The sequence below is a fragment of the Streptomyces sp. NBC_00620 genome, from assembly GCF_026341825.1.
GTDB lineage: Bacteria > Actinomycetota > Actinomycetes > Streptomycetales > Streptomycetaceae > Streptomyces.
The window spans coordinates 2,209,822-2,224,301 of sequence record NZ_JAPENY010000001.1 but is presented as its reverse complement, the minus strand read 5'-3'; the positions used below and the strand labels follow the sequence as shown (position 1 = coordinate 2,224,301).

The window sequence follows — 14,480 nt, the reverse complement described above, 5'->3', positions numbered from 1 at the left end:
ACGGGCGCGGGGTGACTTTTTCGCCCCGGCCGGGGCGAAATCCAGCCCCCCCGGCGTTTGAGGAGCGGGGTCTGGGGCGGAGCCCCAGGAACAAGGGACGGGCAGGGGCGGAGGGGGCGAAAAACCCACCCCACACCAGCCCCCACGCACCCCGCCCGCGCTACCCCACCAGATGCCGATTGGGCGCCACCGCCCGCTCCTCGTACTCCGGAAGCACAACCACGTAAGCCCCCGCCCCCTCAAGAACCCCGCTCCCGTCGGCCCCCGCCACGAACGTGTCCGGCTCCCGCCAAGCGGTGACAACCCGCCGCACCCCGGCGTCAAGAATGAGCCGCGCACACGGCAGGGGCCGCGACGCCCGCCGAGCACACGGCTCAAGACTGCTGTACACCGTGGCCGACGCCAGCCGCGGATCACCGGCATCGACCTTGGCAAGCGCCGCCTCCTCCGCGTGCACCACGGAATCACCCCCCTCCCGGGAGTACCCGCGCGCCAGCTCGGTCCCGTCCGCCGCCACCACGACCGCCCCCACACTGAACGCGGTCTCCGACACGGGACACAACGCCGCCAGCTCACAAGCGACCCCCAGCCAGTGCCGGTCGGCGGCGGAGGCGAGCCCCCCGACCCCGGGCGCGGTGGGGACGTACCGAATGAGCACGACGTCCCCGACGGCCCGCGTCTCCACCATCCGCATCCGCCCGAGGGGATACGGGCCGGGCCCGAAGAGCCGAGGCGCGTCCGCCTCCCCCACGAAGAGCGGCGCGACGGCAAGCTGCAACTCGTCCGCGAGCCCCTCCCGCATCAACTGCGTGTGCACCCGCCCGCCCCCCTCGACCATGAGGCGCCGCACACCTCGTACGTCATGAAGGTGCGCAAGGACGGCCCGCCAGTCCACCTCGGTCCCGACCGGGACGACGTCGGCGTCCAGCCCCAGCGCACGCAGCCCGCGCAGCCGGTCGGCGCCCTTGTCCGTCGTATAGACGACCTTCTCGCCGCCGGTGTGCCAGAACTGCGCACCGGGATCGAGGTCACCGGACCCGCTGACCGTGACCTTCAACGGGTACTCGGAGCGCCCCGCGGCGACCCGGGCCGCGCGCCGCTCGGCCGAGTTGACCAGCAGCCGGGGGTTGTCCGTGCGGAGCGTGCCGGCGCCGACCAGGATCGCGTCGCTGGACGCCCGTACCTCGTCGACCCGGTCGAAGTCGGCCGCGCCGGAGAGCAGCAGCCGTTCGGGGCCGGTGTCGTCGAGGAAGCCGTCGAGGGAGACGGCGGCGGACAGCAGGACGTAGGGGTGGGGCATGGGGCGCACCCTCCAGCTCCGAGCTCTCGGCTCTCAGTGGTTCAAGTAGTCGATCAGGCTGATTCAAGTTGCTTCAAGTTGGTTCAACTTTTAAACAATACCTACACTGGGGGCATGACGACCCGCTGGCTCTCCCCCGCCGAACAGCGCGCCTGGCGCTCGTACATCTCCGCGACCTCGCTCCTGGAGGACGCGATCGACCGGCAGCTCCAGGCACAGGCGGGAATGCCCCACCTTTACTACTCCATCCTCGCCATGCTCTCGGAAGCGCCGGACCGGCGGCTGCGGATGACCGACCTCGCCGAGGTCCTGAAGATCACCCGCAGTCGGCTGACGTACGCCGTGACCCGGCTGGAGAACGACGGCACGGTACGCCGGGAGGGCTGCCCCACCGACAAGCGCGGGCATGTCGCCGTGCTCACGGACGAGGGCATGGCCGTCCTGGAGCGGACGGCGCCGGGGCATGTGGAGACGGTACGGCGGGCGCTCTTCGACCGGTTGACCCCCGAGCAGGTGGGGCAGCTGGAGGAGATCTGCGAGAGCATCGCGCGGGGGATCCAGGGGGAAACTCCCGGGACTTACGGGGAAGATCTGCCGTGGCGGCGGCGTTCATCCACACCATGAGGCGCGGGCCGCGCGAGCGGTGAGACGTACAAGACGCTTACAAGTGACTGCGTAAGCCGCAAAACGTATTGCTTGAACTTTAAAGCAGCGTGTACTGTCTCCCTCCAAGGATGTGCTTCAAATCTGAAACACAAGCTGGCACGAACCCGCCGGACCGGAGAGACAACATGCGCGACTACCCCACCGCCACGGTGCGCACCCGAGTCACCGTGCCCCTGCGTTTCGGCGACGGCTACTCGGTCGACGCGGAGCTGGTCACCTTCCACGGCCTCACCGACGGCCTGGAACACCTGGCCGTCGTCCTGGGCGAACCCGGGGCGAACCCGCTGGTGCGACTGCACTCCGAGTGCCTGACCGGCGACGTCTTCGGCTCGGCCCGCTGCGACTGCGGCCCGCAGCTGCGCGAGGCGGTGGAACGGATAGCGGAGCGCGGCGGCGTCCTGCTCTACCTCCGCCAGGAAGGCCGCGGCATCGGCCTCTACAACAAGCTCGACGCGTACGCCCTCCAGGACCAGGGCCTCGACACCTACGCCGCGAACGCCGCGCTCGGCCTCCCCGAGGACGCCCGCGACTACACGGCGGCCGCCCAGATGCTCCAGGCCCTGGGCATCGACTCCCTGGACCTGCTCTCCAACAACCCCGACAAGGCCGAGCAGCTCCGCGACTTGGGCATCGACGTCTCCCACCGGGTCCCGACAGGCGTCTTCACCACAGCCCACAACGTCCGCTACCTCCGCGCGAAGGTCCTCCAGACCCACCACACGCTTCCGCTCCCGGAGCTCACGGCGGGCTGACCCCTCCAACTCGCGGCACCGGACCGGCGGCCTAGGCCCCGCTGTGCCGCGTCAGGCAGGTGAAGTACACCTCTCCGCCCCACCACCCTGAGCTCTCCGCGAAGCTCAACACCGCGGCACGCGCCGGGGTCTGGCACAACACCGGAACTTCCGAGAACGCCCCGCCGTCCTCCGGCGCGTACCGCAGCAGGTCGGTGCACTGATAGGCCGGTGCCTCGATCAACAGGACCGCCTCCCTGGCGCCGCTGCTCCACGAGCCGGTGTAGACGAGGCAGAACGAGGTGGCCACATCGCCCTGGACCTTGGGCGCCTGGATCACGCTGACCTGTTCGGGCCCGGCCTCCGGCTCGGACTCCCGCAATGGCGTGCTCCCGACCGCAGATGACTTCCCGTCATCCTGCGCCGAGCTGTCACTGTCACCCTCGATGTGAGCGACAGCGGCCCCGGCAAGCGCACCGAACACGGCCACAGGCACGATCACGGCCCCCCACCACAGGAACGGCCGACGACTCGACGGAATCGGCAGCCGGACGATCGGGATGTTGTCGAGGGTGTCGCCGTTGTGGAAGCGGACGAGTTCCTCGTCGGGGCGCAACGGGCGCTGAAGCTTGTCGGTCATGGTCCCCCTCGGCGTGTGGCATGCCGCGCGGTGCGCGAGAGGGGAAGTCTTCCGCGCCGCTACGCCCGTCGCGGCCGCTATGGGGCACTGTCACCACTCCGTGCGAATCGGACGGGCGGGATGACTGCGGACCACGGACCACCCCGCCCCCGAAACACACCAAAGCCCCAGCTCAGAACGCTCTGAACTGGGGCTTCCCGGTAGACCCTGTGGGACTCGAACCCACAACCAATGGATCAAAAGTCCTGGCCAGAGCATGACGGGTGATTCCGGATGCTCTCTTGGCGTCCGAAACCGCCTGGCCAGGAGGACTTCGCCATGCGTCGGGGTTCGGTGCCTGACGGCTCCTGCCGGACCGTCCGCTCACGCCGAGCACCCCGCATGAACTGCACGGAACACCCCGGACGGGCCACGCTTGCGGATCCATCCAAGATCACAAAAATTAGGCTCGACCCTACGGACACCGGCCCGTTCGACGGGCAGCCTGGGTGCATCGGCTCAGCCTCGTTCCCGTGACGCGGATCTTCAAGATCAGCAAATGCATCAACTCTGATGCCGACCCGCGCCCTCACGGCGGCGAGTCTTGTACGCAGTGCCTTAAAGAAGCTCGGCTCGTTGGGTTCAGCCGCGTGTCCGTCTGATCGCGTGGGTGAAGCCGAGGTGATCACGAAATTTGCCCAGCGGGGTAAGGACTTCGCGGTGCGAGGCGGAGAGGCTGGTGCCCGAGGTGGGGAGCAGTCGATGAGCGGGCTCGCGGTGGAAGTCGAAGTCGTTACTGCCATTTGTGCTGCGCGGGTTCTGATTCGCCAACTCCGAGGGCTGTTGGTGGACATCGGTAACGCAATCCGCGCCTGGCGCTCCGTGCGCGACGCCTTGCGGGACGAGCAGGAGGAACACCAGGGCTGACCCCTGCGCTCGCTCCGACTTGGCTGCGGGCGGTCGGCGCCAGGCCAGGGCGCTCGGCAGCCGAGACCGCTGTCACCGCTGGGCTGGATCGCTGCGGCCGGCCTGGTGGCGAAAGGGCGCGGCGTTCCGTTCGGAGCGGAGCCGACGTTCCGAGTCGGCGCGTTCCGTTTCGGAACAGCCGCAGGTGCTGGTCAGTTCTGAACAGGCACCGCTGATCATTTACTCTGCGTCTCCGTCGGCAGCGAGTGACGGCGCACGGTCGTCAAGGGCGTGCGGACGACGGCGACACCTCGGAATCAACCCAAGGGGGTCACCGGGACGCTGCAGAAAACGGGTGAGAGCGCCGCGCGGAGCAATCTACGATCGTTCGTCATGGGCGTGTACATAGGCCGACATCGGACAGATGCGGCACCGAAGCGAGCATCAGAGTCGGATGCCGAGTTCTTCGAACGGATCGCCGGTCCGTTCTGGGACCAGGTTCGAGATGTGATCAACGAGTGGTGGTCGCACTTTCCCCCCGATACTCAGCCCGGCCTGCGTAGTCGGCTACGGGATCGCAATTCCGACGCGAACGTCTTCTCCGCGTTGTGGGAGCTGTACGTACATGAGATGCTGCTCGGCTCCGGTTGCACCGTGGAGATCGAGCAGCAAGTAGGCACAGGAGGCAAGTACCCAGACTTCCTGGTCACCCGTGGCGACAATCAATTCATTGTCGAGGCGATCTGGACAGCCGAGAATCTGGACGCAACCGGGAGCAGCTCGCTCCCGCCTCAGGTGGTGGACGCGATTGACCGCGTTCCGAGCCCAAACTTCTACGTGGCATACAAGGTTGACAGCGTTGGCTCGACCACGCCGCAGCAACGGCGGTTGAAGAACGAGCTGACACGATGGCTGGCAAGCTTGGACCCCGACCAGGTCACTGCCGAGTATGAGCAGAAGGTGCCGCTACCCAGGCATACCTGGCAGGAGGCAGGTTGGCGCCTCAGCTTCGAGGCGATCCCCCGCAGCCCCGGCAGGCGAGGCGATCCGACGAGCAGGACAATCGGCTTCCATCCCTCTGTGTGGGTCGCCGATGACTCAGATCGAGTACTCAAAGCCGTGAGAAAGAAGGGCAGCAAGTACGGCGACTTGGCGCTGCCATTCATCGTGGCGGTTGGTAATTCGGCGGTCTTTCCCGAAGATGAGGACACCGAGAGCGCGTTGTACGGGACCTCGGTCGAGTCCGTCCACCGCACCGGATCGACGTTCGGTCGCAATGCCGACGGCTACTGGACTGCTGCGCAAGATCACACCCATAGCCGGGTCAGCGGCGTACTGACCGTCGACAACCCGGCACCTTGGACCTGGGCGAAGAAGGTCCCAGTCCTCTGGCAAAGCCCCGCACCTGACTCGCTCCCGGCCCCCGTTCTCCCCACCTGGGAAACGGCACAATTGGTCGATATTCGCATCGAACGCCAGCCCGCGGCTCGCCCCATCCACACGTCTCTTGGTCTGCCTGAGCACTGGCCGATCGGGGACGCTTTTCCCCGGCGTCAGCCAAGCACCGAAAGCTGAGGGCCCGACGCGAACGGGCGGATGCGCCACCTGTGGAGAGCGCCCGGGGAGCAGAGCAGGTCCCCTTGTCGACCGGCTACTGCTCACCGTCGAACGGGCGACCGGATCCATCCCAAGACAGGGGCCACCGTCCCCAACGCGTCACCGCAGGTCGCATCTCTTCCTCCTGTATGCCCTACCTCGCGCACCCCAACTGCCAGACTGCAAAGTTCTGTTGTGCGCCCTCGGCAGACTGGCCGCGCTCTCGACGCGACCCTTGCGCTGTTCGGCTCGTAAACTTCTCTGACCACTACTACGGCACCAACTCCTCGTGCATCATGGCCTCTTGTGGAGCCGGGCTCTGATGACGCGGGCCTCGTTGTTGCCGCCTGAGGAGCCGTGAACTGCCGCGTGCCTGGCGTCATCGCAGCGCGTCGATGGCCTTCACAATCAAGGCGCGCGCATCGGCCCCGTACACGGCCATGCTGTGCAGCTGCTCGAAGGCCTTCAGGTACAGGACGATCTCCGACGGCTGCGTGATGTTCACCTCCGCCGACAGGAACTCCACCGACACGAGAGTGTCGTCGTACACATGGAACGTCTCGATGGGCCACTGCCGTCGCTCGCGCGCGGCCATGGGGACGATTCCCAGCGACACCTGAGGCAGCGCCCCAGCGGTGAGCAGGTAGCCGAGCTGCGCGGCCATCGCGTCCTCGTCACCCAGCTGCGAGTACAAGACGGACTCTTCCATGAGCAGGACGAAGCGATGCCCTGGTTCGTGGATGATGCGGGAGCGTTCGACCCGGGCAGCTGCGGCCGCGGCGCCGTCGTTGAACGGGATGCCGCGGAAGTCGGCAATGTTGCTGAGCAGCGCGGCCGCGTACCCCTCGGTCTGCAGCAGGCCCGGGACCATCGTCGAGGAGTAGACCCGGAACAGGCGGGTGTCGTGGAAGAACTGCACCACGCTGTCCTGTAGCTGCTTCATCCCCCTGCGCACCTGGTGTCGCCACTCGCTGTACATCGACTCGGCGTTCAGGGACTGGGTGATCAGGTCTTGGGCCTGGTCGGCCGCGTCGCAGGCGGTGGCCCAGGCTCGTATGTCCTTGGCCGAGGGGGCGGTGACAGCGTTCTCGACGCGGGACGTCTTGGAGTGATGCCAGCCGCACCGGCCGGCCAGCTCAACGACCGTCAGCCCAGCGTTCTTTCGGAGGTCGCGCAGCCGGAGGGCGACGACTTCGCGCGCGGCTTGGGCGGACGAGGACGGGGAGATGGGCATGAGCTGGCCTGTCCGGTGCATGCTGTCGGTCTGTCAGTGGATTTCGTACTGGTCGTGCGGGGTGGCGCGCGCCCACACCGCTTCGAACGCCTCGGTGCAGAGTTTGGCGGCGGACGGGTCGTCCGTGATTTCCTCGCCGGTCCAGGAGCCGTCGCCGGCGAAGTGGTTCCAGTGGACCCAACGCTCGTCGAAGAGCCAGAAGTCGTTGCCCGGGAGGGCGATGTCGGAGGCCCGTCGGCGTGGCAGCCACCGCACCTGCTCGCCCGCGGCGACGTTCGTGAAGGTGCCGTCGTACAGGAACTTCGTGTACTCGCTGACCGGCTCGGACACGATCCGGGACCGGCGCACGACGATGCCGCGGCCTACGGTCTCCTGGATCAGGTCCAGCCACGGACGCCACCAGGACTCGCGGTCGGCAGGGTCGTGACGGAACCCGTTCCGCCACTCGGCGAACGGACCCTCCTCGTAGTCGACGGCGTAGGAGTCACGCATCTCCAAGTGCACTGCTGACCGCGTGCAGTTGGCGATCAGCTCATCGAATGTCGGCACGCTCGACGGCATCGCACGCCTCCCTGATCATGTGCACCATCCTGGCGGGGATACGGATCACTGCCTCGCCTTCCGGGATCCCCTGCGCATGGCCGGGAACCTCGAACGCGGCGCATTCCGCCTCCAGTTCAGGCCCCGGCGTCCAACCCTGGAAGACGAGTTCTTGCTGCTCCTGGTCGACCCACACTGTGGGACTCTGCTTGTCCCCGGTGTTGGGGTCGATGCCGATGAACAGTAGCGACATGGCTGCCTCCGTCGATGGGATGTGCAGTTGTGTGCAACACCGTCACCCTGGAGGGGGAGTCGGTCAAGAGGGCAAAGTAGCCACCACTTGGGCCGATGAAGCTGCGTAAGCAGATCTGCACATTGCTGGCTACACCGCACACCGCGCTCCTAGCGTCGTGACCAGCGGCAGCCCGACCCTTCTGCCCGTGCACACGCCGCGCACCGGTGCCTGGGCACGCCCACGCCAGCGGAGGCACACGGATGAAGACGACCATGGACCCGCCCATCACGCTCGAACTTCCCCTCAGAGACCCCGACCCGGTGCCCGACTGTGGTGTCTGCCAGGCCCTCGCTCGGCAGCGGGCCGACGCTGTGGCGGCCGGGAACTCGTCGCGTGCGACGGACTGCAGTGTCGAGATCCGCAATCACCCGCACCCCGGGCGCAAGCGGCGGCGGGCGTGAGCGGCACGCGGTGGGAGTGGCGGGACTCCGGGAGCTCGTCCGGCCACATGCAGAAGGTCGCCGACAGCGGCACGTTCAACCGCGTGCAGGCCGCGTACCGCGCCTTCCTCGGCCACGCCTCAGGGTGCGGCGACTGCGGGCACGGGGCGACGCGGTGCCCGACAGCAGACGATCTGTGGCGCGCGTACCGCGCTGCGCAGAGGTAGACCGCCCGTCCCGTACCCCGTGCCCAAAGGGGGCGGGCGGGACAGCGAACGGCCCCGGACGGTTGCGCGTCTCCCGTCCCGGGGCCGTTCGTGTGAGACGGGGTCCGGCCTGGTCCGGACCCCTGTGTGGGGCAGTGACCCATGCAGGTCGAGAAGGGGAGCCCACCCGCCCACATCACCCCACAGGGTCACAACACGGCCATACCTGCCACACAACGGTGCTCCTCCCACGATGATGCGACTCCACCGCACACGTCCTGGGGGGACCCATGCGCCGCACCACTGGCACCGTCCTGCTCGTCGCTGTCCTCGCACTGGCGGGCTGCTCCAGCCCGGACGGCAACACAATGTCCGAAGCCAAACCGAGCCCCACACCGACCATCGAACCTGGCGAGAAGTTCGTCGCAGCCGTCATCGACGCGCATCTGGACTCGTACTCGACCGGCGTACCGGCGGCGGACGAGCTGCGGTTGTTCCCGCCGGAGTGGTGTTCTGCGCTGGGTGGCGGTCACAGTGTGGAGTGGATGCTCGGTGACGGGGGTCTGTATCCGGTCGGGCAGGAGTGGGGTACGGAGAAGTCTGATGCGTATGAGCTGCTGGTGTTGGGGGTGGAGTCGCACTGTCCGAAGTACTTGGAGGCGGTGTTGGAGGAGTTGCGGGCGTCGGGCGAGTACTGAGCCGTGGCGTGCAGGGCCCCGCTCCGGGAGTTGTCCAGGCGGGGCCGCTCAATGTCATGATCGTCTGCACTTCGGTTGAGCGTCGGCTGAGCTACCGATCTCCAGACCCTCAAAACGCACTCAAGGCCCAGATCAGATTGCCTCTGACCTGGGCCTTGTCGGTAGACCCTGTGGGACTCGAACCCACAACCAATGGATTAAAAGTCCACTGCTCTGCCAATTGAGCTAAGGGTCCACGCACCGGTCCACGCCGATCCCGTTGAGGATCCTGTGGCGATGCATCCCCGAGCATAGCGGGACGCGGCCGGGACTCCGATCGGGTATCGGTGACCCGGCCACGCCAAAAGCGCACAAGGTTACGGATCGACCGGTTCGGGCAGCCCCTTGCGGGCCGCCTCGCGGGCGAGGGTGCGTTCGTGGTCGGGGTTGAGGAACCAGTGGCGGGCCGAGACCAGCCACCAGGTCGTGGCGAAGCCGAGGACGACGAGGACGGCGACCGGGGCGTAGTTGAAGGTCTCCCAGGTGACCGGGGAGACCTGGGGGAGCATGAAGAGGATCGTGATCACGGCGACCCAGAGCACCGACACCACGCCGATCGGGCGGGACCAGCGGCCCAGGTGCCAGGGCCCGCGTTCGAAGGCGTCGCCCTTGCGAATCCGCAGGAGGGTCGGGATGACGTACGCGATGTAGAGGCCGATGACGGCGATCGAGGTCACCGCCGCGTACGCCGTGACGTTGATCAGGTACGGGAGGCCGAGGACCAGGGCGCCCAGCGCGGCCAGCCAGACCGCCGCCACCGGCGTCCGCGTGCGCGGGTTCACCGTGTGCCACAGGTGCGAGAAGGGCAGCGCGCCGTCGCGTGAAAAGGCGTAGATCATGCGGGAGTTGGCCGTGACCGACGCCATCCCGCAGAACAGCTGCGCGCCGATCACCACGAGCAGCAGCAGTTTGCCCGCCGTCGCGCCCAGCGCGTCGAGCAGGATCTGGGCCGGCGGCACCCCCGTCGGCGAGCCGAGGGCACCGTCGTACGACTGGATCGCGAAGGTGAAGCCGAGGAGGAGGACGAGGCCCGCTATCCAGGAGGTCCAGATCGAGCGGACGATGCCCTTGGGGCCCGCCGTCGACGCGTCGTGCGTCTCCTCCGTCATGTGGGCGGAGGCGTCGTACCCGGTGAAGGTGTACTGCGCCATCAGCAGGCCGAGGGCGACGACGTACACGCCGCTGCCCCAGCCCGTGTTGTTCACGAACTCCGTGAACACGAAGGAGGCGGACTGGTGTTGGTCCGGTACGAAGGTCAGCGCGCCGACGATGACTCCCACGCCCAGCACGTGCCACCACACGCTGACGTTGTTGAGGAGGCCGACGATGCGCACCCCGAAGGTGTTCAGCAGCCCGTGCAGGACCAGGATCCCGGCGAACAGCAGCACCGTGCGGCCCGGTGTGACCTCGAAGTCGAACTGCAGGTTCAGATAGGCGCCCAGGAAGGACGCCGCCCCGAAGTCGATGCCCGCCGTCACCGCCACCTGGCCGAGGACGTTGAACCAGCCCGTGAACCAGGCCCAGGCGGCGGCCGTACGGGACGGGGCCAGCCGGTGGGCCCAGAAGTACAGGCCCGCGGAGGTCGGATAGGCCGAACAGATCTCGGCCATCGCGAGGCCGACGAAGAGTGTCATCAGGCCTACGGCGACCCAGCCCCAGGTGATCACGGCGGGGCCGCCGGTGTTCATGCCGAACAGGTACAGCGTCAGGCAGCCCGACAGGACCGAGATGATCGTGAAGGAGACCGCGTAGTTGGAGAACGCCGACATGCGGCGGGCGAGAACCTGCGTGTAGCCGAGCTGGGCGAGCCGTTCTTCGTCAGAGAGTTGTGCATCCGACAGCCCACTCGCTCTGGCATCAGGCGTGGAGTTTGTCATGCCCCCAGCGATTCCCTCGCCGGGGGCATGACATGCGTCACGCGATGGCCGAAAACTGCGGCTAGAAGATCCCCTTGTAGCCCTGCCAGCCGGTGGCGATCTTCGTGCGGGCTCCGAACGACCCGGCGCCGTTGCCGTAGTTGCGCCAGAGGTTCCCGGCCGTGTCACGCGAGACCAGGTCGGCCTTGCCGTCGCGGTTGAGGTCACCGGCGCCGACGATGACGTTGTAGGAGCCACCCCAGTTGACGAAGACCTTCACGCGGGCCGCGAAGGTGCCGTTGCCCTTGCCGTAGTAGCGGTAGAGGTTGTTGGCCTTGTCCTGTGCAATCAGGTCACCGATGCCGTCACCGTTCAGGTCCCCGACGCCGACGACCTTCTTGTACGTCTTCCAGTTGTCGTACAGCTTCACGCGGGCGGACAGCTTGCCCGCGCTGGTGCCCTTGTACAGGTAGACCGCGCCGGTGGAGGTGTTGCGGGCGATCAGGTCCGGGAGGCCGTCCTTCGTCACATCACCGGGCGAGGTCAGCACGTCGTACTGGTTCCAGCCGCTCGCCCCGAGTGTCGTGTACGACGTCGACGGCTTCAGCGCCGCGTCACAGCCGGGCTTGTAGAGGCGCAGGGCCCCACTGCTCAGCCGTACCAGCACGTCGTTGCAGCGGTCCCCGCTCAAGTCCCCGAACGGCACCGCCTTGACACTGGTGGCCCAGCCCGAGCCGCTGACCTTCCCGGAGAACGTGCCCGTACCCGTGCCCTGCTGGAAGGTCAGGGCGCCCGAGGAGTTGAGGGTGAGCAGGTCGCCGACGGCGTCGCTGCCGAGGTGGTCGTGGCGGACGGGCTCGCCCTTCACCAGCTTGACCGTGCCGCTCACCGTCAGCGGGGCGCCGACGCCGTCGGCCGGAGTGACGGTCACGGTCCAGTCGTAGGAACCGTTCGGCAGGTACGCGTCCCCGGTCCTCTTCGGATCCAGCCCGTGCCAGCCGACGCTCAGCTCGCCCCGCGCGGCCGTGCCGTCCCTGCCGTCGCCGTAGACCTTGCCGGTCGCGCGGTTGCGCACCGTCAGGTCCCAGCCCGAGGACGGCTTCGACAGCAGGAGGGTGGTGAGGGTGTCGGGCGTCGTGTCGACGGTGTGCGCCTCTACGGACGACACGCTCTCGGCCGGCGCCAGCAGGCTCAGCGGCTGCTGCGCCGCACCGGACGGCACCAGGTGCACCTGCTCCTGATCGTCCACGTAGGCCGCGTTCGCCCCGGACTCGTCGACCGTCCAGCGCACATCGCGCTGCGAGACGCCGGTGTCGGGCAGCTCCCCGATGACCCGGCTCGCGGCCGTCCCGTCGGCGGCCGTGGTGAGCGTCAACTGCCCGGCCTGCTTGTCGTGCGTGACGACGAACCCGTCGCCGAGCTTGGCCTCGCCCGTCGGCACGGGCACGGACTTCTTCGCCGTACGGTCGTAGACGCCGGCCTTGCCGTCGCAGGTCCAGTAGAGATAGCGGCCGAGCGCCTGGAGCTCGGTGGGTGCGCACCCGGCATCGGTGGTGACGGTCTCGGTGGTCTTCTTCGTCGTCAGGTTGTACGCGGTGACGGTGCCGGGGGTCGTGCCGGCCGTCCAGAGAATGTCGCCGGACAGGGCGGCGGCGCCGGAGGTGCGGGTGACGACGGGGGTGTCCCCGCCGTCGATCTTGTAGACGTTCTGCAGGGTCGAGGTCGTGTGGATCACGTACTGGCCGGACACGTCGGTGATCTGCCCGCCGGCAGGGACACGGATCTCCCTGAAGCCGTACTCAGCAGGCCCGTTGACCCGGAGAAGGTCGTATTCAGCCGAGCCCTTCATCAGCCAGACGGCACGGTTGTCGGCGGTGCCGTAGATCCGGCAGCCGCCCTCCGCCGACGGGCAGTCGTACATCACCAGGTCGCTCCCGTCGTACGAGGAGCGCGCACCGAACTGCGGCGTGCCGGTCGCGGAGACGGTCCGGACGTAGGTGTCCCGGTACCCGGCCCAGCTCTCGTCGGCGACCAGGAGCCGCCCCTGGTCCAGCGCGAGGCCCTGGATCTCGTACGGCGGCTTCGGCAGCGCCTTGATCTGCGTGACGACGGGCGTGCCGTCCTCGCCGGCGTGGATGCGCTGGATACCCCAGTCGTCGACGCCGGCGCCGGTGCGGCCGATGACGACGGCGTTGCCGGACGGTGAGGCGGATATGCCGTCGTTGGAGGAGGTGAGCAGGGTGATCGGGTCGCCGCCCTTGATCGGAACGGCGGTCACCTTGACGCCGCCGGCGGGCCGGTGGACGAGCCAGTCGCCGACCACCGAGAGGTCGTCGGCGGGGGACACGCCGTCGGTACCGTCCAGGGTCACCTCGACGGGGGCTGCCGAGAGGTCGGCGCGGGAGTAGACGTACACCTTCGAGGCGGACGGGCCCCCGTACTGGACCAGGTAGTCGGGCGACAGCTCGGTGTAGGCAGTGCCGCTGGGCCGGGCCTGGGTCCAGCTCTGGACCTGGCCGGTCTGCGGGTCGACGGCCACCGACCGGTGGGTGCCGTCGATCGCGCCGCTGAAGATGAGCGAGGTGGCGTCAGCACGCAACGGCCCTCCGAGCTTGAGCTCCTCGGGGATACCTGAGACGACCACGTCACGGGTGGTCCCGTCGGGGCCCGCGCTCAGCAGGTGGTTGACCCGCGTAGTGGTCCCGTCCTCGGCGGTGACCGTCTCGAAGGTGGCGACGATGTCGCCGAAGGTCCCGGACCACACGCTGCGCCCCTCGGGGATCTGCAAGGTGCTCATCGTTCCGTCGACGGCGTTCCACAGGTCGACGTGACCGTCCTGGTAGCGGAACGCCGCGACGTCACTGCCCGTCCCGTCGTCGACGGCCAGGCCCGTGGAGACCGCAGGCACCTCGAAGGACTTGCCGTCCGAGTACCGCGTCCACACCAGCCGGGTGGGGTCGTAGAGCCGGTGGAAGACGCCCTGGCTGCCCGCCCCGTCCCCGCCGTAGGTCTCGTCGGAGTTGAAAAGGCTCGCCCGCGTGTAGCCGCTCTCGAGCGTCGCCGGTACCACCGTCTCCTGCGCCGCGTCCGCCGCCGAAGCGACCGGCAGCAGCGGGCTCAACCCGCCCCCGAGAACCGCGGATGCCGCCACGACGACGGCGACGCGTCTGACGCGCGAGTGACGTACGAAGGCATGACGAATCAAGGCGAACCCTCCCCAGAAGCCACGAGAGGAAGCGGGCCCTGCATCAGATGTCCCCGGCCCCGGCCGTCGCATCCCTCTCAGAAGTCGGCTGATCTTACAGCCAGTTCGAAAGCACTGGGGAGAGCTTTTTCCAAGCGGCCGCACGACAGAGCGCCGTGGCCCACCCGGAACGGGGGACCACGGCGCTCTGCCTAAATGCTTACTGCCCG

14 protein-coding genes and 1 tRNA gene are annotated in these 14,480 nt (G+C 68.0%); 7 read left to right on the top strand and 8 right to left on the bottom strand.

Annotated features, from left to right (window positions below):
• Positions 1-160 precede the first annotated feature (160 nt).
• A complete protein-coding gene (locus OG246_RS10325; RefSeq protein ID WP_266459109.1) occupies positions 161-1,300 on the bottom strand; it encodes a dihydrofolate reductase family protein in 1,140 nt (379 codons plus the stop codon).
• Positions 1,301-1,414: 114 nt separating this feature from the next.
• Here OG246_RS10325 and OG246_RS10320 point away from each other — a divergent pair, with 114 nt between their 5' ends.
• Positions 1,415-1,924: a MarR family winged helix-turn-helix transcriptional regulator gene (locus OG246_RS10320; protein WP_266459106.1), complete on the top strand. Its 510-nt coding sequence runs from the start codon at positions 1,415-1,417 to the stop codon at positions 1,922-1,924.
• 167 nt (positions 1,925-2,091) lie between these two features.
• Positions 2,092-2,718: a GTP cyclohydrolase II gene (gene ribA / locus OG246_RS10315; RefSeq protein ID WP_266459104.1), complete on the top strand. Its 627-nt coding sequence runs from the start codon at positions 2,092-2,094 to the stop codon at positions 2,716-2,718.
• Positions 2,719-2,749: 31 nt separating this feature from the next.
• Here the strand turns inward: ribA and OG246_RS10310 are convergent, their stop codons facing one another.
• Entirely contained in the window at positions 2,750-3,337 is a 588-nt protein-coding gene (locus tag OG246_RS10310) for a hypothetical protein (RefSeq protein WP_266459100.1), read from the bottom strand.
• A gap of 741 nt (positions 3,338-4,078) precedes the next feature.
• Between OG246_RS10310 and OG246_RS10305 the strand changes: the two genes are divergently transcribed.
• Positions 4,079-4,243, top strand: a complete 165-nt coding sequence (locus OG246_RS10305) for a hypothetical protein (RefSeq protein WP_266459097.1) — start codon at positions 4,079-4,081, stop codon at positions 4,241-4,243.
• A 372-nt stretch (positions 4,244-4,615) separates the two neighbouring features.
• Positions 4,616-5,797 carry a hypothetical protein gene (locus OG246_RS10300; RefSeq protein WP_266459094.1) on the top strand — a complete coding sequence of 394 codons (1,182 nt, stop codon included), beginning with the start codon at positions 4,616-4,618 and terminating at the stop codon, positions 5,795-5,797.
• 400 nt (positions 5,798-6,197) lie between these two features.
• Here OG246_RS10300 and OG246_RS10295 read toward each other — a convergent pair whose 3' ends face one another.
• The 3 genes from OG246_RS10295 to OG246_RS10285 are packed head-to-tail and all read right to left on the bottom strand — an operon-like array spanning position 6,198 to position 7,845.
• Positions 6,198-7,052: a helix-turn-helix transcriptional regulator gene (locus OG246_RS10295; protein WP_266459091.1), complete on the bottom strand. Its 855-nt coding sequence runs from the start codon at positions 7,050-7,052 to the stop codon at positions 6,198-6,200.
• 33 nt (positions 7,053-7,085) lie between these two features.
• Entirely contained in the window at positions 7,086-7,613 is a 528-nt protein-coding gene (locus tag OG246_RS10290; protein ID WP_266459088.1) for a DUF6879 family protein, read from the bottom strand.
• Complete coding sequence (locus OG246_RS10285; protein ID WP_266459079.1) at positions 7,585-7,845, bottom strand: hypothetical protein; 261 nt, start codon at positions 7,843-7,845, stop codon at positions 7,585-7,587. Before OG246_RS10285 ends, OG246_RS10290 begins: the two co-directional genes overlap by 29 nt.
• Positions 7,846-8,087: 242 nt before the next feature.
• On the opposite strand from OG246_RS10285, the gene OG246_RS10280 reads away from it, so the two are divergent.
• The 3 genes from OG246_RS10280 (at position 8,088) to OG246_RS10270 (ending at position 9,171) form a co-directional block, all read left to right on the top strand.
• Positions 8,088-8,288, top strand: coding sequence for a hypothetical protein (locus tag OG246_RS10280; RefSeq protein WP_266459076.1), 201 nt, complete (start codon positions 8,088-8,090; stop codon positions 8,286-8,288).
• The gene (locus OG246_RS10275) at positions 8,285-8,494 is read left to right on the top strand and encodes a hypothetical protein (RefSeq protein ID WP_266459073.1); all 210 of its coding nucleotides are present in this window, start codon (positions 8,285-8,287) and stop codon (positions 8,492-8,494) included. The genes OG246_RS10280 and OG246_RS10275 overlap by 4 nt, the downstream gene beginning before the upstream one ends.
• A 269-nt stretch (positions 8,495-8,763) precedes the next feature.
• On the top strand, positions 8,764-9,171 hold the full coding sequence (locus OG246_RS10270) for a hypothetical protein (protein WP_266459070.1): 408 nt from the start codon (positions 8,764-8,766) through the stop codon (positions 9,169-9,171).
• Between the two features lie 162 nt (positions 9,172-9,333).
• Here OG246_RS10270 and OG246_RS10265 read toward each other — a convergent pair.
• The 3 genes from OG246_RS10265 to OG246_RS10255 form a co-directional block, all read right to left on the bottom strand.
• Positions 9,334-9,406, bottom strand: a tRNA-Lys gene (locus OG246_RS10265).
• 121 nt (positions 9,407-9,527) lie between these two features.
• On the bottom strand, positions 9,528-11,087 hold the full coding sequence (locus OG246_RS10260; RefSeq protein ID WP_266459069.1) for an amino acid permease: 1,560 nt from the start codon (positions 11,085-11,087) through the stop codon (positions 9,528-9,530).
• Positions 11,088-11,148: 61 nt separating this feature from the next.
• Positions 11,149-14,271, bottom strand: coding sequence for a VCBS repeat-containing protein (locus OG246_RS10255; protein ID WP_266459066.1), 3,123 nt, complete (start codon positions 14,269-14,271; stop codon positions 11,149-11,151).
• Between the last annotated feature and the right edge of the window lie 209 nt (positions 14,272-14,480).

Excerpts from the sequence above, each read along its gene's own strand:
- OG246_RS10305 (WP_266459097.1), top strand. The coding sequence starts at position 4,079 with ATGAGCGGGCTCGCGGTGGAAGTCGAAGTCGTTACTGCCATTTGTGCT.
- OG246_RS10260 (WP_266459069.1), bottom strand. The coding sequence starts at position 11,087 with ATGACAAACTCCACGCCTGATGCCAGAGCGAGTGGGCTGTCGGATGCA.
- OG246_RS10325 (WP_266459109.1), bottom strand. The coding sequence starts at position 1,300 with ATGCCCCACCCCTACGTCCTGCTGTCCGCCGCCGTCTCCCTCGACGGC.
- OG246_RS10310 (WP_266459100.1), bottom strand. The coding sequence starts at position 3,337 with ATGACCGACAAGCTTCAGCGCCCGTTGCGCCCCGACGAGGAACTCGTC.
- OG246_RS10280 (WP_266459076.1), top strand. The coding sequence starts at position 8,088 with ATGAAGACGACCATGGACCCGCCCATCACGCTCGAACTTCCCCTCAGA.
- OG246_RS10285 (WP_266459079.1), bottom strand. The coding sequence starts at position 7,845 with ATGTCGCTACTGTTCATCGGCATCGACCCCAACACCGGGGACAAGCAG.
- OG246_RS10320 (WP_266459106.1), top strand. The coding sequence starts at position 1,415 with ATGACGACCCGCTGGCTCTCCCCCGCCGAACAGCGCGCCTGGCGCTCG.
- OG246_RS10295 (WP_266459091.1), bottom strand. The coding sequence starts at position 7,052 with ATGCCCATCTCCCCGTCCTCGTCCGCCCAAGCCGCGCGCGAAGTCGTC.
- OG246_RS10290 (WP_266459088.1), bottom strand. The coding sequence starts at position 7,613 with ATGCCGTCGAGCGTGCCGACATTCGATGAGCTGATCGCCAACTGCACG.
- OG246_RS10300 (WP_266459094.1), top strand. The coding sequence starts at position 4,616 with ATGGGCGTGTACATAGGCCGACATCGGACAGATGCGGCACCGAAGCGA.
- OG246_RS10270 (WP_266459070.1), top strand. The coding sequence starts at position 8,764 with ATGCGCCGCACCACTGGCACCGTCCTGCTCGTCGCTGTCCTCGCACTG.
- ribA (WP_266459104.1), top strand. The coding sequence starts at position 2,092 with ATGCGCGACTACCCCACCGCCACGGTGCGCACCCGAGTCACCGTGCCC.